Annotated in this window: 26 protein-coding genes; 23 read left to right on the forward strand and 3 right to left on the reverse strand. The window is 65.4% G+C overall.

Translation table 11 applies throughout. The features are described 5' to 3' along the window. Positions 1 to 75 precede the first annotated feature (75 nt). From ACRWQA_RS01200 to ACRWQA_RS01270, 15 genes are all read left to right on the forward strand, one after another. A complete protein-coding gene (locus ACRWQA_RS01200) occupies positions 76 to 2,145 on the forward strand; it encodes a prolyl oligopeptidase family serine peptidase (protein ID WP_434228957.1) in 2,070 nt (689 codons plus the stop codon). Positions 2,146 to 2,521: 376 nt separating this feature from the next. Next, positions 2,522 to 3,793: an ABC transporter substrate-binding protein gene (locus ACRWQA_RS01205; protein WP_434228935.1), complete on the forward strand. Its 1,272-nt coding sequence runs from the start codon at positions 2,522 to 2,524 to the stop codon at positions 3,791 to 3,793. Between the two features lie 475 nt (positions 3,794 to 4,268). Next, positions 4,269 to 5,192, forward strand: coding sequence for an ABC transporter permease (locus ACRWQA_RS01210; protein WP_434228937.1), 924 nt, complete (start codon positions 4,269 to 4,271; stop codon positions 5,190 to 5,192). Beyond that, a complete protein-coding gene (locus tag ACRWQA_RS01215) occupies positions 5,189 to 6,058 on the forward strand; it encodes an ABC transporter ATP-binding protein (RefSeq protein WP_434228938.1) in 870 nt (289 codons plus the stop codon). The genes ACRWQA_RS01210 and ACRWQA_RS01215 overlap by 4 nt, the downstream gene beginning before the upstream one ends. 66 nt (positions 6,059 to 6,124) lie before the next feature. Next, a complete protein-coding gene (locus tag ACRWQA_RS01220; RefSeq protein ID WP_434228940.1) occupies positions 6,125 to 6,883 on the forward strand; it encodes a GntR family transcriptional regulator in 759 nt (252 codons plus the stop codon). After that, the gene (locus tag ACRWQA_RS01225) at positions 6,880 to 8,616 is read left to right on the forward strand and encodes a fumarate reductase/succinate dehydrogenase flavoprotein subunit (protein WP_434228942.1); all 1,737 of its coding nucleotides are present in this window, start codon (positions 6,880 to 6,882) and stop codon (positions 8,614 to 8,616) included. The genes ACRWQA_RS01220 and ACRWQA_RS01225 overlap by 4 nt, the downstream gene beginning before the upstream one ends. A gap of 36 nt (positions 8,617 to 8,652) precedes the next feature. Then, positions 8,653 to 8,886, forward strand: a complete 234-nt coding sequence (locus ACRWQA_RS01230; protein ID WP_434228944.1) for a 4Fe-4S dicluster domain-containing protein — start codon at positions 8,653 to 8,655, stop codon at positions 8,884 to 8,886. A 10-nt stretch (positions 8,887 to 8,896) separates the two neighbouring features. After that, entirely contained in the window at positions 8,897 to 9,856 is a 960-nt protein-coding gene (locus ACRWQA_RS01235; protein WP_434228946.1) for a HEAT repeat domain-containing protein, read from the forward strand. Between the two features lie 71 nt (positions 9,857 to 9,927). Continuing rightward, the gene (fdxA, locus tag ACRWQA_RS01240) at positions 9,928 to 10,251 is read left to right on the forward strand and encodes a ferredoxin FdxA (RefSeq protein WP_411797079.1); all 324 of its coding nucleotides are present in this window, start codon (positions 9,928 to 9,930) and stop codon (positions 10,249 to 10,251) included. A gap of 3 nt (positions 10,252 to 10,254) precedes the next feature. Continuing rightward, positions 10,255 to 10,431 carry a hypothetical protein gene (locus ACRWQA_RS01245; RefSeq protein WP_434228948.1) on the forward strand — a complete coding sequence of 59 codons (177 nt, stop codon included), beginning with the start codon at positions 10,255 to 10,257 and terminating at the stop codon, positions 10,429 to 10,431. A 16-nt stretch (positions 10,432 to 10,447) separates the two neighbouring features. Continuing rightward, positions 10,448 to 10,780: a DUF971 domain-containing protein gene (locus ACRWQA_RS01250; RefSeq protein WP_434228949.1), complete on the forward strand. Its 333-nt coding sequence runs from the start codon at positions 10,448 to 10,450 to the stop codon at positions 10,778 to 10,780. After that, on the forward strand, positions 10,780 to 11,790 hold the full coding sequence (locus ACRWQA_RS01255) for a YeiH family protein (RefSeq protein WP_434228951.1): 1,011 nt from the start codon (positions 10,780 to 10,782) through the stop codon (positions 11,788 to 11,790). The genes ACRWQA_RS01250 and ACRWQA_RS01255 overlap by 1 nt, the downstream gene beginning before the upstream one ends. 59 nt (positions 11,791 to 11,849) lie before the next feature. Next, positions 11,850 to 12,629, forward strand: coding sequence for a ferredoxin--NADP reductase (locus tag ACRWQA_RS01260; protein ID WP_434228953.1), 780 nt, complete (start codon positions 11,850 to 11,852; stop codon positions 12,627 to 12,629). Positions 12,630 to 12,649: 20 nt separating this feature from the next. Then, positions 12,650 to 13,399 (forward strand): electron transfer flavoprotein subunit beta/FixA family protein, encoded by a 750-nt coding sequence (locus ACRWQA_RS01265; RefSeq protein WP_446326239.1) that lies wholly within the window; start codon positions 12,650 to 12,652, stop codon positions 13,397 to 13,399. Between the two features lie 14 nt (positions 13,400 to 13,413). After that, the gene (locus ACRWQA_RS01270) at positions 13,414 to 14,358 is read left to right on the forward strand and encodes an electron transfer flavoprotein subunit alpha/FixB family protein (protein ID WP_446326240.1); all 945 of its coding nucleotides are present in this window, start codon (positions 13,414 to 13,416) and stop codon (positions 14,356 to 14,358) included. Here the strand turns inward: ACRWQA_RS01270 and ACRWQA_RS01275 are convergent. Next, positions 14,352 to 15,017 (reverse strand): TetR/AcrR family transcriptional regulator, encoded by a 666-nt coding sequence (locus tag ACRWQA_RS01275; protein WP_434232236.1) that lies wholly within the window; start codon positions 15,015 to 15,017, stop codon positions 14,352 to 14,354. The genes ACRWQA_RS01270 and ACRWQA_RS01275 overlap by 7 nt on opposite strands. A gap of 33 nt (positions 15,018 to 15,050) precedes the next feature. Beyond that, positions 15,051 to 17,087 (reverse strand): oxidoreductase, encoded by a 2,037-nt coding sequence (locus tag ACRWQA_RS01280; protein WP_434232238.1) that lies wholly within the window; start codon positions 17,085 to 17,087, stop codon positions 15,051 to 15,053. 164 nt (positions 17,088 to 17,251) lie between these two features. Here ACRWQA_RS01280 and ACRWQA_RS01285 point away from each other — a divergent pair, with 164 nt between their 5' ends. Beyond that, on the forward strand, positions 17,252 to 18,046 hold the full coding sequence (locus tag ACRWQA_RS01285; RefSeq protein ID WP_434232241.1) for a pyrroline-5-carboxylate reductase family protein: 795 nt from the start codon (positions 17,252 to 17,254) through the stop codon (positions 18,044 to 18,046). On the opposite strand, the gene ACRWQA_RS01290 is transcribed toward ACRWQA_RS01285, so the two are convergent. Next, a complete protein-coding gene (locus ACRWQA_RS01290) occupies positions 18,038 to 18,502 on the reverse strand; it encodes a thioesterase family protein (RefSeq protein ID WP_434232243.1) in 465 nt (154 codons plus the stop codon). The genes ACRWQA_RS01285 and ACRWQA_RS01290 overlap by 9 nt on opposite strands. Positions 18,503 to 18,725: 223 nt before the next feature. Here ACRWQA_RS01290 and ACRWQA_RS01295 point away from each other — a divergent pair, with 223 nt between their 5' ends. The 7 genes from ACRWQA_RS01295 (at position 18,726) to ACRWQA_RS01325 (ending at position 25,746) form a co-directional block, all read left to right on the forward strand. Further along, positions 18,726 to 20,309 carry an ABC transporter substrate-binding protein gene (locus tag ACRWQA_RS01295; RefSeq protein ID WP_434232245.1) on the forward strand — a complete coding sequence of 528 codons (1,584 nt, stop codon included), beginning with the start codon at positions 18,726 to 18,728 and terminating at the stop codon, positions 20,307 to 20,309. A 112-nt stretch (positions 20,310 to 20,421) separates the two neighbouring features. Continuing rightward, positions 20,422 to 21,402, forward strand: coding sequence for an ABC transporter permease (locus tag ACRWQA_RS01300; RefSeq protein WP_434232247.1), 981 nt, complete (start codon positions 20,422 to 20,424; stop codon positions 21,400 to 21,402). Beyond that, positions 21,399 to 22,367: an ABC transporter permease gene (locus ACRWQA_RS01305; RefSeq protein ID WP_434232250.1), complete on the forward strand. Its 969-nt coding sequence runs from the start codon at positions 21,399 to 21,401 to the stop codon at positions 22,365 to 22,367. Before ACRWQA_RS01300 ends, ACRWQA_RS01305 begins: the two co-directional genes overlap by 4 nt. Then, complete coding sequence (locus ACRWQA_RS01310; protein ID WP_434232253.1) at positions 22,342 to 23,436, forward strand: ABC transporter ATP-binding protein; 1,095 nt, start codon at positions 22,342 to 22,344, stop codon at positions 23,434 to 23,436. The genes ACRWQA_RS01305 and ACRWQA_RS01310 overlap by 26 nt, the downstream gene beginning before the upstream one ends. Beyond that, positions 23,426 to 24,481: an ABC transporter ATP-binding protein gene (locus ACRWQA_RS01315; RefSeq protein ID WP_434232256.1), complete on the forward strand. Its 1,056-nt coding sequence runs from the start codon at positions 23,426 to 23,428 to the stop codon at positions 24,479 to 24,481. The genes ACRWQA_RS01310 and ACRWQA_RS01315 overlap by 11 nt, the downstream gene beginning before the upstream one ends. Before the next feature lie 37 nt (positions 24,482 to 24,518). After that, positions 24,519 to 25,280 (forward strand): sulfite exporter TauE/SafE family protein, encoded by a 762-nt coding sequence (locus ACRWQA_RS01320; RefSeq protein ID WP_434232258.1) that lies wholly within the window; start codon positions 24,519 to 24,521, stop codon positions 25,278 to 25,280. A 37-nt stretch (positions 25,281 to 25,317) separates the two neighbouring features. Continuing rightward, positions 25,318 to 25,746 carry a hypothetical protein gene (locus tag ACRWQA_RS01325; RefSeq protein WP_263582124.1) on the forward strand — a complete coding sequence of 143 codons (429 nt, stop codon included), beginning with the start codon at positions 25,318 to 25,320 and terminating at the stop codon, positions 25,744 to 25,746. The last annotated feature ends 19 nt before the right edge of the window (positions 25,747 to 25,765 follow it).

The raw sequence follows: 25,765 nt of genomic DNA on the forward strand, positions 1-25,765 counted from the left end.
CCCCTCCGCGCTCGATACCATTGAGCCCGCAGCCGGGGCAGGCTAGCTTGGTGGGCAAACCACGCCCACCAGGAGATCCGCATGGCTGCCCCTCACGACGAACACGACCCCCATCTCTGGCTGGAAGAGGTCGAGGGCGAGCGTACCCTGGCCTGGGTAACGGAGCGCAACGCCGAGAGTCAGGCGCGGCTGGCCGATTCCCCGGGTTTTGTTGAGCTGCGCGATGACCTCCAGGCGATCCTCGAGGCCGACGACCGCATCCCCTTCGTGGTCAAGCGCGGCGAGCACTTCTACAACTTCTGGCAGGACCGCGACCACCCCCGCGGGCTGTGGCGGCGCACTACCCTCAAGGAATACCGCAAGGCGCGGCCCGAGTGGGAGGTGCTGATCGACCTCGACGCGCTCAACGCCGAGGAGGGCGAGAACTGGGTGTGGCACGGCGCCCACTGCCTGCGCCCCGCATCGCCCGGAGAGCCCTGGCGTCACTGCCTGGTGTCGCTCTCCCGCGGTGGTGCCGATGCCGACGTCACCCGCGAGTTCGACCTGGTCGAGAAGCGTTGGGTCGAAAACGGTTTCTTTCGCCCCGAGGCCAAGGGCAGCCTGGGCTGGATCGACCGCGACATGGTCTACGTCCAGACCGACTTCGGCGAGGGCTCGATGACCAGCTCCGGCTACCCGCGCATCGTCAAGCAGTGGCGGCGCGGTATGCCGATGGCCGAGGCCACGACGGTATTCGAGGGCGATCCCGACGACATGGCTGTGGGTGCCGGCCACGATTCCACGCCGGGCTTCGAACGCGACTTCGTCAGCCGCGCCCGGGCCTTCTACGACAATGAGCTCTACCTGCGCGAGGCCGACGGCAGCCTGCGCCGCATCGAGGTGCCCAACTCGGCGCACAAGCAGGTGCACCGCGAGTGGCTGATGGTCGAGCTGCGCGAACCCTGGGAAGTGGAGGGCACCACCCACCCTGCCGGCGCACTGCTGATCGCCGACTTCGACGCCTTCATGGCCGGTGAGCGCAACCTGCGCGTGCTGTTCACGCCCACCGAGCGCACCTCGCTCTCGGACGCCACCTGGACCCGCCACCACCTGATCCTCAACGTGCTCGACGACGTCAAGCACCGGCTCTACGTAATTACGCCGAGCGAGGGCCAGTGGCAGCACGAGCCGCTGGCGGGCGTGCCGACGATCGGCAGCGTCAGCGTGAGCGCGGTGGACGACGAGGAGAGCGACGACGTGTTCTTGATCGTCAGCGACTACCTGACGCCGACCACGCTGCTGCACGGTCGGGTCGGCGAGGCGCTGGAAACCCTCAAGCAGGCCCCGGCGCTGTTCGACGCCGAGGGCCTCGAGGTCTCCCAGCACTTCGCCACCAGCGAGGACGGCACGCCGGTGCCCTACTTCCAGGTGTCGCGGCGCGGCCTCGAGCCGAGCGGCGATCATCCGACCCTGCTCTACGGCTACGGCGGCTTCGAGGTACCACTGCTGCCTGGCTACAGCCCCGGCGTGGGGCGCGCCTGGCTCAGCCAGGGTGGCGTCTACGTGGTGGCCAACATCCGCGGCGGCGGCGAGTACGGCCCGCGCTGGCACCAGGCGGCGCTGCGCGAGAAGCGCCACAAGGCCTTCGAGGACTTCGCTGCGGTAGCAGAAGATCTGATCGAGCGCGGCGTCACCTCGCCGAAGCGGCTGGGCATCCAGGGCGGCTCCAACGGCGGCCTGCTGGTGGGTAACATGTTGACGCGCTACCCGCAGCTGCTGGGCGCGGTGGTGTGCCAGGTGCCGCTGCTCGACATGCGCCGCTACCACCTGCTGCTGGCCGGGGCCTCGTGGATGGCCGAGTACGGCGCCCCCGACGGCGACGACTGGGAATTCCTGCGCGATGTCTCGCCCTACCACAACCTCGACCCCGCGGCCGACTACCCGCCCATGCTGCTGATGACCAGCACCCGCGACGACCGCGTCCACCCGGGCCACGCACGCAAGATGATGGCACGCATGCACGAGCAGGGGCACCAAGTGCTCTATTACGAGAATATCGAAGGCGGCCACGGCGGCGCGGCTGACAACCGTCAACGCGCCCATATGCAGGCGCTGGCGTTCATCTTTCTGAGTCAGACTGTAATAGAGAAGACCACTGGTTCTTAGCCTGTAACTGATTTGTTCTAGTTGTTCTGTTCGGCATCTGAATGGCTGCGCCATGATGATGCCGAAAGCCCCTTGTTGCGCACTATGCGTGCGCAATGAGGCGGCTGGCGGTCGAGTGGTTTATCCAATTCGGGCTGTCCTTTCCCTTATTCGAATCATGCAGATGGACGGAAAGCCGTGCAGGATGGCACGCGCTCTGCAAATCAATGGGTGAAGGTAATGACCAGATAGTACAAGTACAACCCATTCTGACCGAAGGTGACTGGACATGAAGAACCGGAACCGATCTATAGCCCTTTGTTTATTCGGCTCACTGCTTCTTATGAGTGGCCACGCCCTGGCGGAGCGAATTTCCATCGGCATAGGCCACCAGAGCATGGTCACCAACACAGTGGCGGGCGGTATCGTGTTGGAAAAGCTTGGCCTCATCGAGAAGTATCTGCCGACGGAGGGCGACTATGCAGACGCCGAGTACGAGATCGTCTTTCGCGACTACGATTCTGGGCCGCCCATCACCAACCAGATGATGGCGGGCAACCTGGAGTTCGGCGTGATGGGCGACTATCCGCTGATCGTCAACGGCGCCAGCTTCCAGGCCACCGGACGCAACGAGACCCGCTTCATCGCCGTGACCGGCTACAACCGACAAGGGACCGGCAACGGCATCGTGGTGCCGGTGGCCTCCGACGTTTATTCCCTGGAGGAGTTGGCCGGCAAACGCATCTCCACGCCGGTGGGCAGCGCTTCCTGGGGCATGACGCTGAAGGCACTGCGCGATGCGGGGCTGGACGGTGAGATCGACATCGTCGACCAGAGCCCGCCCGTGGGCGTCGCCAACATCGCCGGCAACCGCATCGATGCCCATGCCGACTTCGGCCCATGGTCGGAGGTAATGGAGTTTCGTGGTACCGGGCGCAAGATCTTCGACGGCAGCGAGGCGGGCGTGCCGACGTTCCATGGCATCGTCGTGCGCAAGGACTTCGCCGACCGCTATCCCGAGGTAGTCGACGCTGTGCTGCAGGCCACGCTGGAGGCGCAGCAGTGGATCGAGGAAGACCCGATGCGTGCTGCCACCCAACTGAGCGAGTGGACCGGGGTGGCCAAGGAGGTGCTCTATCTTTATTTGGGAGAAGGGGGCATCAGCACCCTGGACGCCACCATCAAGCCCGAGTGGGTCGAAGCTTTGAAGTACGACCATGCTCTGCTGCAGGACGAACGCAACATACCCGATCTCGATTTCGAGGCCTGGATCGACGACAGCTACCTTAACCGTGCCTATGCCGCCTCCGGGCTGGATTATGCCGCCGACCTGGAGCGGATGGTCATCCCCATCGCCTCGAATCCCGAGCTCGAGCCGGCCCAGGTGTGGTTTGCCGACAATGGCATCGTCGGGTACGACAGCGTGGCCGAGATGATAGCGGCCTTTCGAGACGCCAGCGCTGAAGGACGGGAGATATACGCCACCTACGTCTATGACCAGTTGAGCGGCATCAAGATGTTCGGCAAGGCGGCGTTTCTTTCCGAAACCCCCGATGGCGAAGTGGTGGCCTTCATGAAGCGTGCCGACTCCGAAGCGTTCATTGCCGACAATGATGGCAGGATGATCGCTTTGTCCGCTTCCGACGAAGAAGCGCTTGCCATGAAGTGAGATAAGTCTTCGTATTCATCTGGCTTGCAATATCGAGGGGCGCGGTATTTTTTACCGTGCCCCTTTTTATTTGTTTCTTTTCTTGTTCTGTCGGCTCTTGCCCGATTTGTTCGCTAATGACTTGTTCTACTTGTCATAGAGGCTTCAGTTTCATGAACTGGAAAGTGCATCAGTGTGAGGCCTTTCAATGACTCCATGCACCATGCAGGCGCGCTGATTATTACCAAAGGAGTCCGTTGATGATGAGGAGAAAAGTGAAAAATACCCTTTCGGATTAAAGTCTTGAGAAATAAAAAAGGAAAATTGGCACGTCTGATGCAACTTACTGAGTAAAGGATATGACCTGATAGTACAAGTTTCGATTTAGACAACGCTTTCCATAACAAGACTGCCGGCAACAACGACACAACAAACGCCGGACTTCATTACCCATGGCATTGGCGCTGACTGCGCTCCCGTGACAAGAGGTGACACCATGAGCTTGAACCCCAGGCCCCGCCCTCCGCTCTCTGAGGCCGTCCTGTCCGGCCCGTTCGAAACTGCCGAGCGATCACTGGCCGAGGCCAGCCCCGCCACGGTGGTTCCTGCCGAGGTGGATCCCGGCGCACCTCGTCGCCTGCTGCCCGTGAACTGGGATCGCTACCTGGTGCGCGTCGGTGCCCTGCTGGTGGCGGCGCTGGGTTGGCATCTCGCCTCGACCTACGGTTTCGACTTCTTCGTGCGCTTCGACAACGTACCCGGCCCGCTGGTGGTGGGGGCAGAGTTCCTGGCCCAGGCTTCGAGCCAGCAGTTCTACCTGCACATCCTGCACAGCATGCAACGCATCGCCATCGCCTACGGGCTGGCCGTGGTGCTCGGTGTGGTGCTGGGCGTTCTCATGGGGCGCTCGCGCTTCGCCGAGGACGTGATCCTGCCCTACATCGAGATCCTGCGGCCGATCCCGGCGGTGGCCTGGATTCCGCTGGCGATCCTGATGATGCCCAGCGAGCAGTCGAGCATCGTCTTCATTACTTTCCTCGGTGCGCTGTTCCCCATCGTGATCAACACCGTGCACGGCGTCGAGCAGACCCCCAAGGTGCTGGTGCGCGCGGCGCGCAGCCTGGGCGCGAGCAACGCCGCCATCCTCTGGCACGTGGTGCTTCCCGGTGCGTTGCCAAGCATCGTCGCGGGGCTCGCCATCGGCATGGGCGTGGCCTGGTTCTCGCTGCTGGCCGGCGAGATCATCAGCGGCCAGTACGGCATCGGCTACTTCACCTGGTCGGCCTACACCCTGGTCGAATACCCCAAGATCATCATCGGCATGCTGGTCATCGGCGGGCTGGGCTCGCTGTGCACCCTGCTGGTCCGCAAGGCCTGCGCGCCCCTGCTGCGCTGGCAGGCCGAGGGGGGCAAGTCATGATGTCCGCTACTCGACCCAACCGTGCCGCCGTCGTCGAGCACCCGCACAGCTATCGCCCACGTACGGCGGGGGGCAAGGGCAGGATCAGCGTGCGCGGCCTCGACATCGTCTTCGCCACCGCCAGCGGCTCCCACCGTGCGGTGGAAGACGCCAGCCTCGAGATCCAGCCGGGTGAGTTCGTCTCGCTGCTGGGCCCCTCCGGCTGCGGCAAGTCGACCCTGATGAACAGCGTGGCCGGCTTCGTCGAGCCGACCCGGGGCGAGGTGCTGCTCGATGGCCTGGCGGTGAACAAGCCCGGCCCCGACCGCGGCATGGTGTTCCAGCAGCACTCGCTGTTCCCGTGGAAGACGGTGAAGCAGAACGTTGCCTTCGGCCCGCTGATGGCGGGCGTGGGCTCGCGGGAGGCCGACAGCGTGGCCAGCACCTTCCTTTCGCTGGTGGGGTTGTCGCGCTACGCCAACGCCTATCCCACCACGCTCTCCGGCGGCATGCAGCAGCGCGTGGGGATCGCCCGGGCGCTGGCCAACTACCCCAGCGTGCTGCTGATGGACGAGCCCTTCGGCGCCCTGGACGCCCAGACTCGCAGCATGATGCAGGAGAACCTGCTCGAGATCTGGAGCGAGTTCAAGAACACGGTGCTGTTCGTCACCCACGACATCGACGAGGCGGTGTTCCTCTCCGATCGCATCGTGGTCATGAGCGCGAGTCCGGGACGAATCATCGCCGACATACCCGTGCGGCTGGCGCGCCCGCGCACCCAGGAGCTGCTCACCACGCCTGAGTTCATGGCGCTCAAGCGCGAGTGTCTGGCCCTGATCCGCGAGCAGACCCTGCACGCCTTCGAGCAGCAGAACCAGGCGGGCTGAACCGATACCCGGCATGACCGTGCGGCTTCGAGTCGACATGACATGTCATGACAAGAGGTGACGACCATGAAGAGCCAGGAACTGAAGCTGCAGCCGGGCGACTCGCCGCAGCCGCTCTACGTGCAGATCCGCGACACCCTGCGGCGCAACATCCTCGAGGGCGGCTACTCGCCCCACGAGCGGTTGCCGTCCGAGAACGTGCTGATGAAGAGCTTCGGCGTGAGCCGCATCACCATCCGCCAGGCCCTGCGTGACCTGCACAACGAGGGGCTGGTGTTTTCCGCCCAGGGCAAGGGCACCTTCGTCAGCAAGCCCAAGGCGGTGCAGAACGTGCAGCGCCTGCAGGGCTTCGGCGAGGCCATGGCGGCGCAGGGCTACGAGGCCACCGCGCGGCTGCTGTCGATCCAGGAGTGCAAGCCGGGCAAGGCCGTGGTCGCCGCCCTCGGGCTGCGCTCCGGCGATGCCGTGGTGGAGGTGAAGCGGGTGCGCTACCTCAACCGCGAACCGGTCTCGCTGGAGAGCAGCTATTTCCCCATCGACATCGGCCGGCGACTGTTCGGCCAGGACCTCTCCGGCGACATCTTCCCGATGCTGGAGAACCGCTTCGCCATCCCGCTGGGCGCGGCGAACATCGCTATCGATTCCACCCTCTGCGACGAGGAGACCCGGCAACACCTCAACCTCGGGATGGGCGAGCCCATTCTGCGGGTCGAGCGGCTGACCTACGACCGGGCGGGTCGGCCGGTCGACTTCGAGTACCTCTGCTTCCGCGGGGACGCCTTCAAATACCAATTCCGAGTGGATCGGAAATCGGAGGAATCATGAACGCAAGCGACATTCCCGTCATCGACACCGACGTGCTGGTCATCGGCGGCGGAACCGCCGGCCCCATGGCGGCCGTGACCGCCAAGGAGCAGGACCCGAGTCTCAAGGTGATGCTGCTGGAGAAGGCCAACGTCAAGCGTAGCGGGGCCATTTCCATGGGCATGGATGGGCTCAACAACGCCATCGTACCCGGCCATTCGACCCCCGAGCAGTACGTCAAGGAGATCACCATCGCCAACGACGGCATCGTCCACCAGCCGGCACTGATGGCCTATGCCCAGCGCTCCTTCCCGATGATCGAGAAGCTCGACTCCTGGGGCGTGCACTTCCAGAAGGACGAGACCGGCGACTACGACATGAAGAAGGTCCACCACCTCGGCACCTACGTGCTGCCGATGCCGGAGGGCCACAACGTCAAGAAGATCCTCTATCGCCGCCTGCGCCGCAACCGGGTGCAGATCGAGAACCGCTACCAGGCTACCCGCCTGCTCAAGGACGCCGATGGGCGTATCGCCGGCATGATCGGCGTCAACACGCGTACCGCCGAGCCGATCATCATTCGCGCCAAGGCGGTGATCATGGCCACCGGCGCTGCCGGGCGCATCGGCCTGCCGACCTCGGGCTACCTGTTCGGCACCTACGAGAACCCGGCCAACAACGGCGACGGCCACGCCATGGCCTACCACGTGGGGGCGGACCTGGCGAACCTCGAGTGCTTCCAGATCAACCCGCTGCTCAAGGACTACAACGGCCCCGCCTGCGCCTACGTCACCGGTCCGCTCGGCGGCTTCACCGCCAACTCCCAGGGCGAGCGCTTCATCGAGTGCGACTACTGGTCGGGCCAGATGATGCTGGAATTCTTCAAGGAGCTGGAGGGCGGCAACGGCCCGGTGTTCCTCAAGCTCGACCACCTGGCCGAAGAGACCATCCAGGAGATCGAGACCGTCCTGCACACCAATGAGCGGCCCTCGCGCGGTCGTTTCCACGACGGCCGCGAGACCGACTATCGCCAGCACATGGTGGAGATGCACATCTCCGAGGTCGGCTTCTGCTCGGGACACTCCGCCTCGGGGGTGTGGGTCGACGAGACCGGCGCCACCACCGTGCCGGGCCTGTATGGCGCCGGCGACATGGCCTCGGTAGCCCACTCCTACATGCTCGGTGCCTTCGTCTACGGCCAGATCTGCGGCGAGAGCGCAGCCGCCTTCGCCAAGGAGCGCAGCGAGATGCCGAGCCTCGACGAGGCCTTCATCGCCGCCGAGCTCGAGCGCATCCAGGCGCCGCTCAAGGTGGCCGATGGCATCCCACCGTCGCAGATGGAGTACAAGGTGCGCCGCCTGGTCAACGACTACCTGCAGCCACCCAAGGTGACCAAGAAGATGGAGATCGGCCTCGAGCGCATCCTCGCCGTGCGCGAGGACCTGCCCCGGCTCGCGGCCGCCGACCCCCACGAGCTGCTGCGCGCGCTGGAAGTGCAGTCGATCATCGACTGCGCCGAGATGGCCGCCCGCGCCTCGCTCTACCGCACCGAGTCGCGCTGGGGGCTCTACCACTATCGCGTCGATTGTCCCGAACAGAACGATGCCGACTGGTTCTGCCACACCCGCCTGTACAAGGACGAGAACGGCAACATGGCCCACGGCAAGCGCCCGGTGGCGCCCTATCTCGTCGAACTCGGCGAGGAGAAGGACGCCTACCAGAAGCTGCGTGTGCAGAAGGCCGCCAACGCCTGAGCCCAGGTGAGACGAGAGAATTCGAGGAGAGAGACCATGCCGACTGCAACACAACGCACCAGCGTCCCGGTGATCGTCGACGAGGACAAGTGCATCGCCGACAAGGGCTGCACCGTGTGCATCGACGTCTGCCCGCTCGACGTGCTGTGGATCAATCCCGACACCGGCAAGGCGCACATGCGCTACGACGAGTGCTGGTACTGCATGCCCTGCGAGGCCGACTGCCCCACGGATGCCGTGAAGGTCGAAATCCCCTACCTACTCCGCTGAGGTGCGCCCCATGAAGCATTACGACGACCCCGAGCTGCAGGACATCGCCGAAAAGCTCGCCGACCCGGACCCCGGCATTCGCCGCGTCGCGGTGCTGGCGCTGGTCGATTCGGGCGAGCCGGAAGCGGCCGAGCTGCTGATCCAGGCACTCAAGGACGAGGACCCCGCGGTGCGCCAGGAGGCGGCCAAGGTGGTCGATGAGTTCGACGCCGAAGATATCGCCGACTCGCTGCTGGCGGCATTGAGCGATGGCGACGAGGTGGTGCGCAACGCCGCCGCCCACGCCCTGGCCGACCTCAAGGATCCCAGCGTCGCACCGCCGCTGCTCGCCGCACTGGAGCGCAGCGACGATCCATTCGTGGTGGCCGGCATCCTGCGCGCGCTCAAGCCGCTTCGCGTGGCCGCAGCGCAGACCCCGGCGCTACAGCGCCTGAGCGATGAGGATGCCCGCGTTCGCCGCGAGGCGGTGGGCGTGCTCGGCTGGCTCAAGGCCGAGGAGAACCTGCCGGCGCTGATCGATCGCGCCAAGGGTGACGCCGACCCCGAGGTGCGTCGTGCCGCTGCCGGTGCCCTGGTCTATGCCGCGCGTGAGCGGGTGGGGCCGCCGCTGGTGGCGATCCTTGGCGACCCGCACTGGCAGGTGCGCTGCGAGGCCGCCACCGGCATCGGCAAGCTCGACTACCAGGCCGGGCTCGAGTCGCTGATCGTTGCCAGCCGCGACGCTACCTGGCAGGTGCGTGAGAAAGCCGCCGAGGCCATGGGCAAGCTGCGCGTGGCGGCGGCGGTGCCGGCGCTGGGTGAGTGCGCCCGGGACCCGATGAGCAATTTGCGCAAGGCGGCCATCGGCGCGCTCGGCGCCATCGCCGAGCCGGAGTGCCGCCCGTTCATCGAGCGGGCTCTCGACGATCCCGACCCGGACGTGCGCAAGCTGGCGCGCTGGGCGCAGTCGCAGCTCGACAACGCCGCCTAGCAACCCGTCTACAAGCGTCTCGCTCGATTGTAGACGGGTTCTGTGACCGAACCCTGTAGAGGCATACGACCATGACATACGTCGTCACCGAAAACTGCATCCGCTGCAAGTACACCGACTGCGTCGAGGTGTGCCCGGTGGACTGCTTCCACGAAGGGCCCAACTTCCTCGTCATCGACCCGGTGGAGTGCATCGACTGCTCGCTGTGCGCTCCCGAGTGCCCGGCGGATGCGATCTATGCCGACGACAAATTGCCGCCCGACCAGGCGCACTTCCTCGAGATCAACGCCGAACTCGCCCAGGTGTGGCCGGTGATCAGCGAGACCCGGCTGCCGCTGGGCGAGGCCGATCTCTGGGTCGACCAAGGCGAGAAGCTGCAGTATCTGGAGCGCTGAGGCATGCGCCAACTTGTCATGACGAGTTGCCGTGCACGCTTCGCGCTGCTGGCCGTCGTGCTGGGTGCCAGCGTCAGCGACAGCGCCCGGCCGATGGTCGACGTGGCCGTGCCCGCCCCGTTCCCGGAAGTGCCGATGCTGTGCCTGCGGGACCGGCTGCCCAACGACTCACGAACCTGATCGCCAGGAGGTTGCCATGATCGCCACCACCGACCCACGCGAGCATTTGCGCCATACCATCGCCCCGCCCGACGGCGTGCACTTGAACCGAAGCACGCGGGAGGTGGAGATCCGCTGGCCGGATGGCCGCACGGACACGCTATCCTGTCTCGCGCTGCGGGCCGCCTGTGCCTGCTCCAGCTGCCTGCATGCCAAGCGCAGCGGCCGCCTGGCGCTGTACGACGCCGACATCACCGTGGTCGACGCCAAGCCCTTCGGCGTCAGCGGCTTGCAGCTGTTCTTCTCCGACGGCCACAGCCGCGGCGTCTTCCCCTGGGCCTATCTGCGCGAGCTGGGCGAGACGCCGTGATGAACGCGCCGCTCCCTCTCGCCCTGGCGCCTTCCTGGGAAAGGCTCAAGCGCTTCTATCCCGGCGTGGCGCTGTGCACGGTGCTGGCGCTGGCCGGCAGCTTCCTGGCCGAGCACTACGGTGCCCCGGCACTGCTGCTCGCGCTGCTGCTGGGCTTCGGCTTTGCCAGCCAGGCCGGTGAGGTGCGCATGCAGGCGGGCGTCGGCTTCTGCGCCCGCCGCGTGCTGCGCGTCGGGGTGGCCCTGCTCGGCGCGCGTATCGGCCTGGACCAGTTGCTGGCCGTAGGCTGGCTGCCGCTGGCGGTGGTACTGATCAGCGTGCCGCTGACCATCGGCGCGGCGCTGTGGCTGGGCCGCTGGCTGGGGCTGCCGACGTTGCACAGCCTGGTGGCCGGCGCGGCGGTGGCGATCTGCGGTGTGTCGGCGGCAGTGGCGGTGGCCGCCGTGCTGCCGGCCGGGCGCTTGGAGGAGCGGCGCCTGCTCGGCGTGGTGGTGTGCGTCACCGCGCTGGGCACCGTGGCCATGCTCGGCTTGCCGCCGCTCACCGCGCTGCTCGGCTACGGCGACATCGCCAGCGGCCTGTTCCTTGGCGCCACCATCCACGACGTGGCCCAGGCGGCAGGGGCGGGCTATCTCGTCTCGGATGCCGCCGGCGACGTGGCCACGCTGACCAAGCTGCTGCGCGTGGCCCTGCTCGTGCCGCTGGTGTTGCTGCTCGGCGTGCTGCTGCGGCGAGGCGAGAGCGGCAGCGGCGAGTTTCCCTGGTTCCTGCTCGGCTTCGTGGCGCTGTTTGCTGCCAACAGCCTGGGGTTGATGACCCCGGGTCTACGCGAACTGCTGGTAAGCGCCTCTCAGTGGTGCCTGCTGGTGACCATGGCGGCACTGGGCATGCGTACCTCGGTGCGCGACCTGCTGGGCCAGGGTTGGCGCCCACTGTCGCTGCTGTGTGCCCTGAGCGCGGGGCTGGCACTGACGGTCATGGGCCTGCTGGCGCTGCTGCCGGTGGCCTGAAGTCAACGACAAGCGTTTTATCCCCGCATCGCTCGCGATGCCTGACTGGAGGAAAACCCATGGCTGCTGCTATCGGAACCGCCGACGTACTGAGCGTTCACCACTGGAACGACACCCTGTTCAGCTTTCGCACCACCCGCGACCAGGCGCTGCGCTTCGAGAATGGCCATTTCGTGATGATCGGCCTCGAGGTCGCGGGCAAGCCGCTGATGCGTGCCTACAGCATCGTCAGCGCCAACCACGACGACTACCTCGAGTTCCTCAGCATCAAGGTACCCGACGGCCCGCTCACCTCGCGCCTGCAGCATCTCCAGGTGGGCGACCAGATAATGGTCAGTCGCAAGCCGGTGGGCACCCTGGTGGTTCACGACCTGACCCCGGCCAAGCATCTCTACCTGCTCAGCACCGGCACTGGCCTGGCGCCGTTCATGAGCATCATAAAGGACCCGGAGGTCTACGAGCGCTTCGACAAGGTCGTGCTGGTGCATTGCGTGCGCTACGTCAGCGAGCTGGCCTATCACGACCACATCACACGGGAGCTTCCCGAGCATGAATTTCTCGGCGAGGAGATCCGCGACAAGCTGATCTACTACCCCACGGTGACCCGCGAGCCGTTCCGCAACGAAGGGCGCATCACCACGCTGATCGAGAGCGGCAAGCTGTGCGCCGACATCGGTCTGCCGCAGCTCAACCGCGAGACCGACCGGGTGATGCTGTGCGGCAGCCCCGGCATGCTCGTCGACCTCACCGCCATGCTCGACGACCTGGGCTTCGAGGCCAGCCCGCAGCAGGGCGAGCCGGGGGACTATGTGATCGAGCGGGCCTTCGTCGAGAAGTGAATGGCAGCCAGGAGAGAACCATGAAGATCCTCGTCGCGGTCAAACGCGTCATCGACTACAACGTCAAGATCCGCGTCAAGGCGGATCACTCCGACGTCGACCTCACCAACGTCAAGATGGCCATGAACCCCTTCTGCGAGATCGCCGTGGAAGAGGCGGTGCGGCTGAAGGAGAAAGGCGTGGCCACCGAGGTCGTCGCCGTGACCGTCGGCCCCAAGGCCGCCCAGGAGCAGCTGCGCACCGCGCTGGCGCTGGGCGCCGACCGGGCGATTCATGTCGAGACCGAGGAGCGCGTCGAGTCGCTGGCCGCGGCCAAGCTGCTGGCCAAGGTGGTGGAAGAGGAGCAGCCGGGGCTGGTGATCCTCGGCAAGCAGGCCATCGACACCGACAACAACCAGACCGGCCAGATGCTCGCCGCCCTCGCCGGCCTGCCCCAGGGCACCTTCGCCTCCGAGGTCGTGGTCGACGGAGACAAGGTCCAGGTCACCCGCGAGATCGACGGCGGCCTGCAGACCGTCGAACTGACCCTGCCGGCCATCGTCACCACCGACCTGCGCTTGAACGAGCCGCGCTACGCCAAGCTGCCCGACATCATGAAGGCCAAGAAGAAGCCGCTCGACGTCAAGTCGCCAGCCGACCTCGGCGTCGACGTCGCCAGCAAGCTCACGCTGCTCAAGGTCGAATCGCCGGCCGAGCGCAAGGGCGGCATCAAGGTGGGCTCCGTCGACGAGCTCGTGGACAAACTCAAGAACGAAGCCAAAGTGCTTTGAAGGGAGCCGATTTCATGAGCATCCTGGTTTTAGCCGAACATCACGATGGCCAGCTCGCCGGCGCCACCGCCCACGTGGTCGCCGCGGCCCAGAAAGTGAAAGAGACCATCGGTGGCGACATCGACATCCTGGTCGCGGGGGAAAACGTCGGCGCCGTGGCCGACGCCGCGGCCAAGCTCGACGGCGTGAGCAAGGTCCGGGTGGCCGACCATGCCGTCTACGCCCACCAGCTGGCCGAGCCCCTGGGCGCGCTGCTGGTCGAGCTCGCCGGCGACTACAGCCACGTGCTCGCCGCTGCCTCCACCACCGGCAAGAACGTGCTGCCGCGCCTCGCCGCGCTGAAGGACGTCAGCCAGATCTCCGAGATCGTCGAAGTGGTCGACGCCGACACCTTCAAGCGCCCCATCTACGCCGGCAACGCCATCGCCACGGTCAAGAGCGCCGACAGCCTCAAGGTGATCACCGTGCGCAGCACCGGCTTCGATGCGGTGGGCGAAGGAAACAGTGCCGCCATCGAGAGCGTCGATACGGTCGTCGAGAACAGCCAGTCCACCTTCATCAAGCAGGAGCTGGCCCAGAGCGACCGCCCCGAGCTGGCCGCCGCCAAGGTGGTGATCTCCGGCGGCCGCGGCATGGGCAGCGGCGAGAACTTCAAGCTGCTCGACGGCATCGCCGACAAGCTGGATGCGGCCATCGGCGCCTCGCGCGCCGCGGTGGACGCCGGCTTCGTGCCCAACGACATGCAGGTGGGGCAGACCGGCAAGATCGTCGCCCCCGAGCTCTACATCGCCGTGGGCATCAGCGGGGCGATCCAGCACCTGGCCGGCATGAAGGACTCCAAGGTGATCGTGGCGATCAACAAGGACGAGGAGGCGCCGATCTTCCAGGTCGCCGACTATGGTCTCGTCGGCGACCTGTTCGAGGTGGTGCCGGAACTGGAGAGGAGGCTGGATCAGTGACCCGCAGTGCCTGACGCCGCTTGGGTGCCTTCCCGCGTATAGCCATGCCGGGCCTGGAAGCGCTGCAGCTCTCGGGCTTGCGGCGCCTGGCCGGTGAAGATCTCGACATAGGCGGGGATGCGCCGCATGCGGACCTCGAGCGCTTCCTGGGTCTTCATCGAGATGTAGCCGATCTGGGTGAGGTAGATGGTGCGGCCACGCACGTTGGCCGCCAGCGGCTCATAGCCGAAGCGTTCGAACATGCGCGTCAGCGCCTCGATGCGCGCCTCGTCGGCGGTATCGATCTCCTTCGCCACCTCTTCCGACTGAAGTGCCCAGCTGCGCATCGCGAACTCCAACTGGGAGTCGAACAGCTCGGGGTCCAGCCAGCAGTCGAAGACGTTGAGAATCGCCTCGACGATGGTCTCGGCATAGGCCTGGGTCTGCCGCACCAGGCCCTGGGTATTCTTCTCCCGCCAGCGCTCGACCAGGGCCTCCAGCAGCGCTTCGCGATCCTTGAAGAACCAGTAGAAACTGGTGCGCGAGACGTCGAGCCGCTTGGCCAGCGGCAGGATCCGCACGCTATCCACACCGGAGTCGAGCAGCAGGTCGAAGGCGGCGTCGAGCCAGGCTTCGCGGGAGCCTTTCCATTTGGTGTCGCTGTTACTACCTGTCGGCATCAAGAGGGTCTCGCTGTTTCGGGGGCTCGGCCACTATATATCCTTCACCAGCCGCAGGGCGTCATAGATCGCCGCATGGGTATTGCGCGACTCGACGGCATCGCCGATCCGGAATAGCTGGAAGTTGCCGTCCGGCTTACGGACAACCGCCTGGGGCCGGCCGGCGATCAGCTCGTCGTAGTCTACTTCGCCGCCATTGCTCGAGTGCGGCTTGAGCGCGAAATAGACGTCGGCCATCGGTGTGATGCCGTAGTTGACCACTACCTGATCGATGCGCCGTTCGTGGTTGAGATCCAGATAGTCGCTGGTGATAGTGGCGAGCAGTTCGCCGCCTTCCCGCCGCACGGACTTCAGTCGGTAGGTGGGGGTGAAGGTGACGTTGGGGCGCTGCAGGGCGCGCATGTAGGGCACCAGGTTCATGGCCATGATCTCCGCCGAGAAGGTGCGGTCCGGCGTCATGATTTCCAGTTCGGCCCCGGTGGCGGCAATGATCTCCGCCGCCTGCATGGCGGCATGGTCGCCGGCATCATCGAACAGTAGCACGCGCTTGCCCGGCGCCACGTGCCCGGAGAGGATGTCCCAGGTATTGACCACCAGCTCGTGCCCGACCTCGGGCTGATCCTCCATGGGGTAGCCGCCGGTGGCCACGATCACCACGTCCGGCTTTTCGGCGAGTACGTCCTCCACCTCGGCCCAGACGTTGTAGCGAATCTCGACGCCGAGCGCCTCGCAGCGCGCCAGGCGCCAGTCGATGATGCCCATCATCTCGCGGCGCCGCTCGCTCTGCGCCGTGAGGCGCACCTGGCCACCGGCATCGCTGGCGGCTTCCAGCACCACCACGGAATGGCCCCGTTCGCCGGCGACCCGGGCGGCTTCGAGCCCCGCGGGTCCGGCGCCGACGATCACCACCCGACGCTGCTGCGCGGCCCTGGGAATGGTGTGGGGCATGGTAGTTTCCCGCCCGGTGGCGGCGTTGTGGATGCAGTAGGCGGCGCCACCCTGGTAGATGCGGTCGAGGCAGTAGTTGGCGCCGACGCAGGGGCGAATCTCCTCCTCGCGACCTTCCATGATCTTGCGCACGATGTGCGGGTCGGCCATGTGGGCGCGGGTCATGCCGATCATGTCGACCTTGCCCGAGGCGATGGCATGGCGGGCGGTAGCCACGTCCTGGATCTTGGCCCCATGGAAGGTGGGGAAGTCCACCTGGCGCTTGATCTCGCCGGCGAAGTCCAGGTGCGGGGCGCTGGGCATGCCCTGGATGGGAATCACGTCGGTGAGCCCGGCGTCGGTATCGATATGCCCGCGCACCACGTTGAGGAAATCGACCAGGCCGCTCTCCTTCAGGCGCCGTGAGATCTCCATGCCGTCGCTGGCCGTCAGCCCGCCCGGCAGCATCTCGTCGCCGGTGTAGCGCACGCCGACGATGAATGCCTCGCCGACTCGCTGACGGATGGCGCGCAGCACGTCGAAAGTGAAACGCAGCCGGTTGTCGAGATCGCCCCCGTAGGGCCCCTCGAGGGTATTGGTCAGCGGCGACCAGAACTGATCCATCAGGTGGCCGTAGGCCTGCAGCTCGATGCCGTCGAGGCCGGCGGCATGCATGCGTTCGGCGGCGTCGGCGTAGTCGCGGATCAGGCGCTCGATGTCCCACTCCTCGACCTGTTTGGGGAAAGCCCGGTGAGACGCCTCGCGACGATGAGAGGGCGATACCGCCGGCAGCCAGTCGCCCTTGTCCCAGCGGGTACGCCGGCCCAGGTGGGTCAGCTGGATCATTACCGCGGTGCCGTGTTCGTGGCAGGCGTCGGTGAGCTCATGCATCCAGGGCACCACCTCGTCCTTGTAGGCCAGGATGTTGTTGAACACTGGCGGGCTGTCCTTGGCCACCGCTGCTGATCCGGCGGTCATGGTCAGACCCAGGCCGGCCCGGGCTCGCTCGACGTGATATTCACGATAAAGCGCCTTGGGCATGCCGTCCTCCGGGTAGGCAGGCTCGTGGGAGGTCATCATGAGCCGGTTCTTGAGGGTGAGATGCTTGAGCTGGAAAGGCTGCAGCAGCGGGTCGTTGGCCATGATCGGGGCTCGCTCTTGTTATATGTTTGTCAAAGACAGTCGTGTATGTACATGGTAGTCATTGCAATGTACAAGAGTGTACATGAATGGCAAGGTTTTCCGATGCGAGGTTGATCAGGACTCCTCGACGGCGAGGCGTCGGCCTGACAAGAGGAGGTGGAAACATGTCGCAAGATGCTGTGATCGGCATCATCGGCGGGCAGGGGTGGATGGGGCGTGCGCTGGGAATGGCTCTGCTGGAGCAGGGTATCGTGACCGCCAGCCAATTGGTCATCTCCGCGCGCTCCCGAAGCCACCAGGCCTACCGCGACTGGCCCGAGGTGCGCTGCGTCAAGGACAACCGTGAGCTGGTCTCCCAGGCGGATGTCGTCGTGCTCTCCGTGCGCCCGGAGGATCTCGCCGGCATCGATATAGACGCGGACGACAAGCTGGTCATCTCCCTGCTGGCGATGGCTTCTTCGCAGGAAATCGCCCACCAGGTGGGAAGCCGTCGGGTGGTTCGGGCCATGCCCAACGCCGCGGCGGAGATCCGCCGAGCCTATTTCCCATGGTTCGCCTCATCGCAAGTCACTCGAGAGGACAAGCAGCTCGTCCAGACCCTGCTGGCGAGCTGTGGTACGGCCCGGGAGCTTCCCAGCGAGCGCGATCTCGATTACCTGACGGCTCTGAGCGGCGCCGGGCCCGCCTACCCAGCGTTGCTGGCCCAATCGATGCTGGAACATGCCAAAGGAGCGGGACTCTCTGACGAGATTGCCCGCGAGGCCGTCATGCTGACCCTGGTGGGTGGCAGCCTGCTGCTGGAAAAACTGGGAACCGACCCCGGTGACATGGTGGAGCGGCTGGTCGCCTATGACGGCACCACGGCCAAGGGACTGAGAACCATGATGGACGAGGGCATCGGCCAGGCGATTCATCGCGGGCTCGATGCGGCTCACCGCGCAGCAAGCGGCTCACGGTAGGGAGCGGGGAATGCCGATACGCCGGCCGGCAGCCTGGGGCCAGTCGCCTTCTTCTGCGTGGGGCAGGGCATCGATGGCCTCGATCACGGCGGGCGGAAACGGGGCGGGGCGGTGACTTCGCGTGTCGATGCCCATCAGCATCTGTTCGCTGGTGGCAAGCAACTCGCCGGCCTCATCACGCATCGTGAAGAAGACGTGCAGCCGCTTGGCGTCGCGGTCGAGCAGCAGCACCTCGACCGCCAGCGCCTGCCCCTGGTGGGCCTCGCGCCGGTAGCAGAGATGGGTCTCCAAGGTGAAGAGGGTATACGCCAGGCTCTTGCGCCCCTCGGCATCGAGCTCGATCCGCTCCATCAGCGTATCCACCGCCAGCGAGAAGACCCTGGCGTATTCGGCATCGTTCATATGGCCGTTGTAGTCGACCCACTCCGGGGCGACCCGGGTCGTCAGCAGTGTCATGGGTGTCTTTCCCCTTGATTCGGTATTTGCGTCTATTGTCAACGAAGCGAAACCGACCGAGCGGTTTCCCAAGAATCGGTTTCAATACAATAAATGCAACTGCCCATAGTCGAAATATCGCTGAAAAGCATTCCTAAGGTAATTCTGGCTTTCTTGGCTAAGGTATGGGAGAACCCTCTCCAGGGCGCATGCCCATCAAACGCTTGATTGAGGACATAACAAGATGCTACCCAAGAAGACCCTTCTGGCCACCGCCGTGATCGGCGTCATGCTGGCCACCGCCGCGAATGCCGAAACCCTGCGCTGGACCCGCTCCGCGGACAGCCTGACCATGGACCCCCACTCCCAGAACGAGGGGCCGACCCACTCGGTCAACCACCAGATCTTCGATACTCTGCTGTTCCAGGACATGGACGTGGAGTATCAGCCGGGCCTGGCCACCGAGTGGCATGTGAAGGAAGACGATCCCACCGTCTGGGTGTTCAAGATCCGCGAGGGGGTGACCTTCCACGAAGGCCAATCGTTGACCGCCGACGACGTAGTGTTCTCGATCGACCGCGCTCGCCGCGAGCCGGCCGACATGCGCGGCCTGCTCACCTCGATTTCCGAGGTGCGTGCCGTCGACGACTACACCGTCGAGATCGAGACCCACGAGCCCAACCCGCTGCTGCCGAACAACTTCACCAACCTGTTCATCATGAGCCGCGAGTGGGCGGAAGAGCACGGGGTGGAAGAGGCACAGAACTACTCTGCCGGCGAGGAAACTTACGCCGTGCGTAATGCCAACGGTACCGGCCCGTTCCGTGTCGAGAGCCGCGAGCCGGACGTGCGTACCGTGTTCGTGCGCAACGACGACTACTGGGGCATCGACGAGTACCCGATGGAGATCACCCGCCTGGTCTTCACGCCCATCGAGTCTGCCTCCACCCGCGTGGCGGCGCTGCTTTCCGGCGAGGTCGACTTCCTGCAGGAAACCCCGGTCCAGGACATCGAACGCCTGGCCAACGCCGAGGGAATCAAGAACGAGCAGGGCGCCGAGAACCGCACCATCTTCCTCGGCATGGACATGGCCTCGGCCCAGCTGCGTACCGCCGATACCGACGATAATCCCTTCGCCGACCGCCGCGTGCGCGAGGCGATCAACCTGGCGGTGGATGCCAACACCATCCAGCGCGCGGTGATGCGCGGTAACTCGCAGCCGGCCGGCATGATCGCGCCGCCGTTCGTCAACGGCTACAGCGAGGAGATGGATGAGGTCCTCGAGGCCGATACCGAGCGCGCCCAGGAGCTTATGGAGGAGGCCGGCTACGGCGATGGCTTCCGCGTCACCCTGAATTGCCCCAACGACCGCTACGTCAACGACGAGCAGATCTGCCAGGCGGTAGTCAGCATGCTGGCGCGCATCGGCATCACCGTGGATTTGGTAGCCCAGACCCGCTCGCTGCACTTCGCCGAGCTGGCGCGTGAAGAGTATGACTTCTACCTGCTGGGCTGGGGCGTGCCCACCATGGATTCGGAGTACATCTTCAACTACCTCTACCACACCAAGGACGGGAACCACGGCACCTGGAATTTCACCGGCTATTCCGACGAGCGGGTGGACGAGCTGACCGTGGCCATGGGCCAGGAGGTCGACGAAGAAGCGCGCAACGAGATGATCGCGGAAGCGTGGGATATCGTTCACGACGAGATCCTCTACATCCCGATCCACCACCAGATGCTGACCTGGTCGATGCGCGACGATATCGACTTCAAGGTGCAGAGCGAGAATACACCGCACTTCAAATATATGAAGTTCAACAAGTAAGCGTCAGGCTCTGTCCGGAAGTCGGCAAGTGCAGACACTTTCCGGGCAGGCCTGAAGACCCGGCTCCCGGCTGCCACAAGCAGCCGGGGGCATCGTCGTATTTGGTGATCCCATGCTAGCGTTCCTCATCCAGCGCGTGCTGCAGGCCATCTTCGTGATGTTCGTGGTCGCGCTCATTTCCTTCTCGCTGTTCCACTACGTCGGCGACCCGGTACTCAACATGCTGGGGCAGGAGGCCACCGAGGCCGACCGCGCCGCGTTGCGTGCCCAGTTGGGCCTCGACCAGCCGGTGGTGGTGCAGTTCTGGAATTTCATTGTCAATGCCGCCCAGTTCGAGTTCGGCATTTCCTATCGTTCGGCCCGCCCGGTAACCGACCTGATCCTGGAGCGGCTGCCCGCCACCCTGGAGCTGGCCATCATCTCGGCAATCTTCGCTGTGGTCATGGGCATCGTGCTGGGCATCTACACCGCGCTGCGCCGGCGCAGTTGGCTGGCCAACTTCATCATGACCGCCTCGCTGATCGGCGTATCGCTGCCAACCTTCCTGATCGGGGTATTGCTGATCTACATCTTCGCCGTGGAGCTGGGCATTCTGCCGGCCTTCGGTCGAGGCGAGACGGTGCGCATCGGCGACTGGTGGTCCACCGGCCTGTTGACGGCAAGCGGCTTGCGCTCGCTGATCCTGCCGGCGATCACACTGGGGCTGTTCCAGCTCACGCTGATCATGCGACTGGTGCGCGCCGAGATGCTCGAGGTGCTCAGCACCGACTACATCAAGTTCGCGCGGGCACGAGGCTTGTCGAAGCGGGTGGTGAATCTGCGCCATGCGCTGAAGAACACCATGATCCCGGTCATCACCATCATCGGCCTGCAGCTCGGCACCATCATCGCCTTCGCCATCATCACCGAGACGGTGTTCCAGTGGCCCGGCGTCGGGGCGCTGTTCATCACTGCCGTGCGCTTCGTCGACGTGCCGGTGATGGCCGCCTACCTGATGATGATTGCGCTGGTGTTCGTGATCATCAATCTGGTAGTGGATCTGCTCTACTACGCCGTCGACCCACGGCTGCGCGCACAGGGAGGTGGCAAATGAGTCAGGACATCCAGACCCGGGAGGGCACCGCACCCGTGGTGGTGCGCAGGCCAGGCAAGTGGCGCACCTTCCTCGAGAGCGACATCGTCTACTCGTGGAAGCGTCAGCCCGTGGTGATACTCGCCACCCTGGTCACGCTGATCATGTTCGCCGCGGCGCTGTTCGCCCCGTGGATCGCGCCGCAGAACCCGTTCGACCCGCGTCAGTTGGAGCTGATCGACGCCTTCGCACCGCCGCTGACCACCTCGGATTTCACCGGCAACTTCTACCTGCTGGGCAGCGATAGCCAGGGCCGCGACGTCTTCTCGGCGATTCTCTACGGCTCGCGCATCTCGCTGCTGGTGGGCTTCGCCGCGGTGATCTTCGCCCTGGTGATGGGCACGGCCCTGGGCTTGATGGCGGGTTTTCGCGGCGGCTGGCGCGACGCGCTGATCATGCGCATTGCCGACGTGCAGCTCACCTTCCCGTCGATCCTGATGGCACTGCTGATATTCGGTGTGATCCGCGGCTTCCTGCCGCGCTCGATGCATGCCGAGGTGGCGATCATCGTGCTGATCATCGCCATCGGCCTTTCCGACTGGGTGCAGTACGCCCGCGCCGTGCGCGGTGCCACCATGGTGGAGAAGAGCAAGGAGTACGTGCAGGCGGCGCGGGTGATCGGCCTGCCGGCGCGCAAGATCCTGTTCCAGCACATCCTGCCCAACGTGCTGCGACCGGTGCTCGTCATCGGCACCATCGGCCTGGCTCTCGCCATCATCGCCGAGGCCACGCTGTCGTTCCTGGGGGTCGGCATGCCGGCCACCCAGCCGAGCCTGGGCACCCTTATCCGGGTGGGCCAGGATTACATGTTCTCGGGAGAGTGGTGGATCCTGCTCTTCCCCGGGGCGGCGCTGCTGATACTGGCGCTCTCCGTCAATCTACTGGGAGACTGGTTGCGTGATGTCCTCAACCCCAAGCTCCGATAACAAGAGCTCCGTTAACGACGGCGTCGGCCACGAGCCCATCGCCGCGGCGCAGGAGCCTGTACTCTCCGTGCGCCACCTGCGGGTGGAGTTCCCCACCCGCCATGGCACCCTGGTGGCGCTGGACGACGTCTCCTTCGATATCGCCCCCGGCGAGGTGCTGGGCGTGGTCGGCGAGTCCGGCGCCGGCAAGTCGATGACCGGCAACGCCGTGATTCAACTGCTGGAGCCGCCTGGGCGCATCGCCGCGGGCGAGGTGTACCTCTCGGGCAAGCGCATCGACGACTTGCCGGAAGAGCGCTTCGTGCCGCTGCGTGGGCGCCATATCGGCATGATCTTCCAGGACCCGCTGACCAGCCTCAACCCGCTGTTTTCGATTGGCGACCAGCTGATCGAGACGATCCGCGCGCACCTGCCGATGAACGAGCGCGAAGCCCGCGAGGAGGCACTCAAGCTGCTGCGCGAAGTGGGCATTCCCGCGCCCGAGAACCGCCTCGACAGCTACCCGCACCAGTTCTCGGGCGGTATGCGCCAGCGCGTGGTGATCGCCCTGGCGCTCGCCGCGCGGCCTGAGTTCATCATCGCCGACGAGCCCACCACCGCGCTGGACGTCTCGGTGCAGGCGCAGATACTGGCCCTGCTCAAGCGGCTGTGTGCCGACCACGGCACCGCAGTGATGCTGGTGACCCACGACATGGGCGTGATCGCCGAAACCGCCGACCGGGTGGCGGTGATGTACGCCGGCAGGCTGATCGAGATCGGCCCGGTCGATGAGGTGGTGCGAAACCCTCAGCATCCCTACACCAAGGGATTGATGGCCTCGATTCCCGGCATTACGAAGAAGCTCGAGCGGCTCTACCAGATAGAAGGCTCCATGCCGCGGTTGGCAGCGATTCCCGAGGGCTGCGCCTTCAACCCGCGTTGCCCTCATGCCCAGCAGCGCTGTCGCGAAGAACGACCGGACCTGCTGCCGGCCGAGGGCAGCCGCGCGGCATGCTGGCTGCACGACCCGGTGGATCCGCTGCCGCCAAGGCAAGACGTAGAGGGACAGGAGATGAGCCATGTGCGCTGATACGGCACTGAAATCGACAGGCCCGGCCCCGGCGGCGCAGGGCGACATCCTGCTGGAAGCCCATGACCTAGCGCGCTACTTCGACGTCTCCAAGCCTTGGCTCAACCGGGTGATCGAGCGTAGCGAGCGGCTCACGCTCAAGGCGGTGGACGGCGTGGGCTTCTCCATCCGCCGCGGCGAGACGCTCTCGCTGGTGGGCGAATCCGGCTGCGGCAAGTCGACGGTGGCACGCCTGGTGGTGGGGCTCTACGGGCTTACCCGTGGCAGGCTGGTGTTCGACGGCGAGGACATCAGCAACCTGTCGAACCGCACCGGGCGCCAGGCCGCCAGCGTGCGCAAGCGCTTCCAGATGATCTTTCAGGACCCCTACGCCAGCCTCAATCCGCTGTGGCGAGTGGGTACCATCATCGGCGAGCCGCTGCGCTTCTTCCGCCCCGAGATGAGCGCGACCGACCGCCGCCGCCGGGTGGGTGAACTGCTCGAACAGGTGGGCATGTCGCCCATGGACGCCAACCGCTACCCGCACGAGTTCTCCGGCGGCCAGCGCCAGCGCATCTCGATCGCACGCGCCTTGGCCAACGAGCCGGAGTTCATGATCTGCGACGAGCCGACCTCGGCGCTGGACGTCTCGGTGCAGGCGCAGATCCTCAACCTGATGCGCGACCTGCAGGACGAGTACGGGCTGACCTATCTCTTCATCAGCCACGACATGGCGGTGGTCAAGCACATGTCGGACCGCATCGCGGTGATGTACCTGGGGCGCATCGCCGAGATCGCCCCGGCCGACCAGCTCTTCGATAACCCGCACCATCCCTATTCGAAGATGCTGCTGGCCGCGGTGCCGTCTCTGGAGGGCGTGGGCAAGGAGCGCACGGTGATCCAGGGCGAAGTGCCCAACCCGGTGCATCCGCCCTCGGGCTGCGCCTTCCACCCCCGCTGCCCGCATGCCAACGAGCGCTGCAAGGCCGAGGTGCCGAGGCTGATCGCCCGAAGCGACGGCAGCGAAGTGGCGTGCCACGGCGTCGAGGAGGGCAGGCTGGCGTGAGGCACCGTACCAGGCACAGTATCAGGCAATACGACTGATGCTGGAGCTGCTCTCGCCGCTGTCAGCCGGGGTCAACCTGGGCCTGGTGCTGCTCTCGGTGGTGACCTCGGCGCTCTCCGCGGCGGCGGGCATCGGTGGGGGCACGCTGCTGATCATCGCCATGGCCCAGGTGATGCCGGCCACGGCGCTGATCCCGGTGCACGGCATGGTGCAGCTCGGCTCCAACGGCGGCCGCGCGGTGTTGACCTGGCGTCACGTGCGCCGCGACATCGTCGCGGCCTTCCTGCCTGGCGTCGTCGTTGGCGCCCTGGTAGCGGCCTGGCTGTTGATCCGCCTACCCTACGGCGTGCTGGAGCTGTGCATCGCCGCCTTCGTGCTCTACTCCTGCTGGGGGCCGGGACTGCCTCAGCGGGCGGTGGGACGCACCGGCACCGTGATCGCCGGTGCCGTCACCACGCTGCTCTCCAGCCTGGTAGGGGCCAGCGGCCCCATGGTGGCCTCGTTCATCAAGCTTGGCATGAGCGAACGGTTGCCGCGGGTGGCCACCTTCGCCACCTGCATGACGCTGCAGCACCTGACCAAGGCGTTCATCTTCGGTTTCGCCGGCTTCGTTTTCCGCGACTGGCTGGGGCTGATGCTGGTCATGGTAGCGGCGGGCTTCGTCGGCACCTGGTTGGGCTTGCGCCTGCTGCACCGGGTCAGCGACCACCGCTTCGACTTCCTCTTCAAGTGGGCGCTGACGCTGCTGGCGCTGCGCCTGATCTGGCTGGGCGCGGAACGGCTGTTGGGGTTAGGCTGAAGGGAGTAGGGCTGGCTTATCCAGAAAGGAGTCTGTCATGAAGCGCTTGGTGTCCTCTCTGCCATTGATCCTGTTGCTGATACTGGCCGGCTGTGCCGGCACGGGCGATCCACGGGATCGCGCCACCGAGCTGGTACCCGGTCATCCGTCCGAGGTCATGACACCCGGGCATCGCTACTTCACCTTTACCCTGGATGCTCCCGCCCGCGTGGTACTGGAGAGCCATACCTTCCCCGGGGATACGGGCGTTGTAGCACCCGCGGGGCAGTTGCTCGATGCCGATGGGCAGCTCGTGGAGCGCGATTGGAACAGCGGGCTCAACAGTAATTTCAGGATCGAGCGTCAGCTCGAAGCGGGTACTTGGTACCTGCGAGTGACCACGCCGCATGCGAGCCTCGGTTCCTTCGGCATGATGGAGCGCGACTACCGCTACTCGGTGACGCTAAGGGTTGATAGGAATCGCTGAGCTGACGGATAGAAAAGCC

It is taken from the genome of Billgrantia sp. C5P2, from assembly GCF_051062895.2.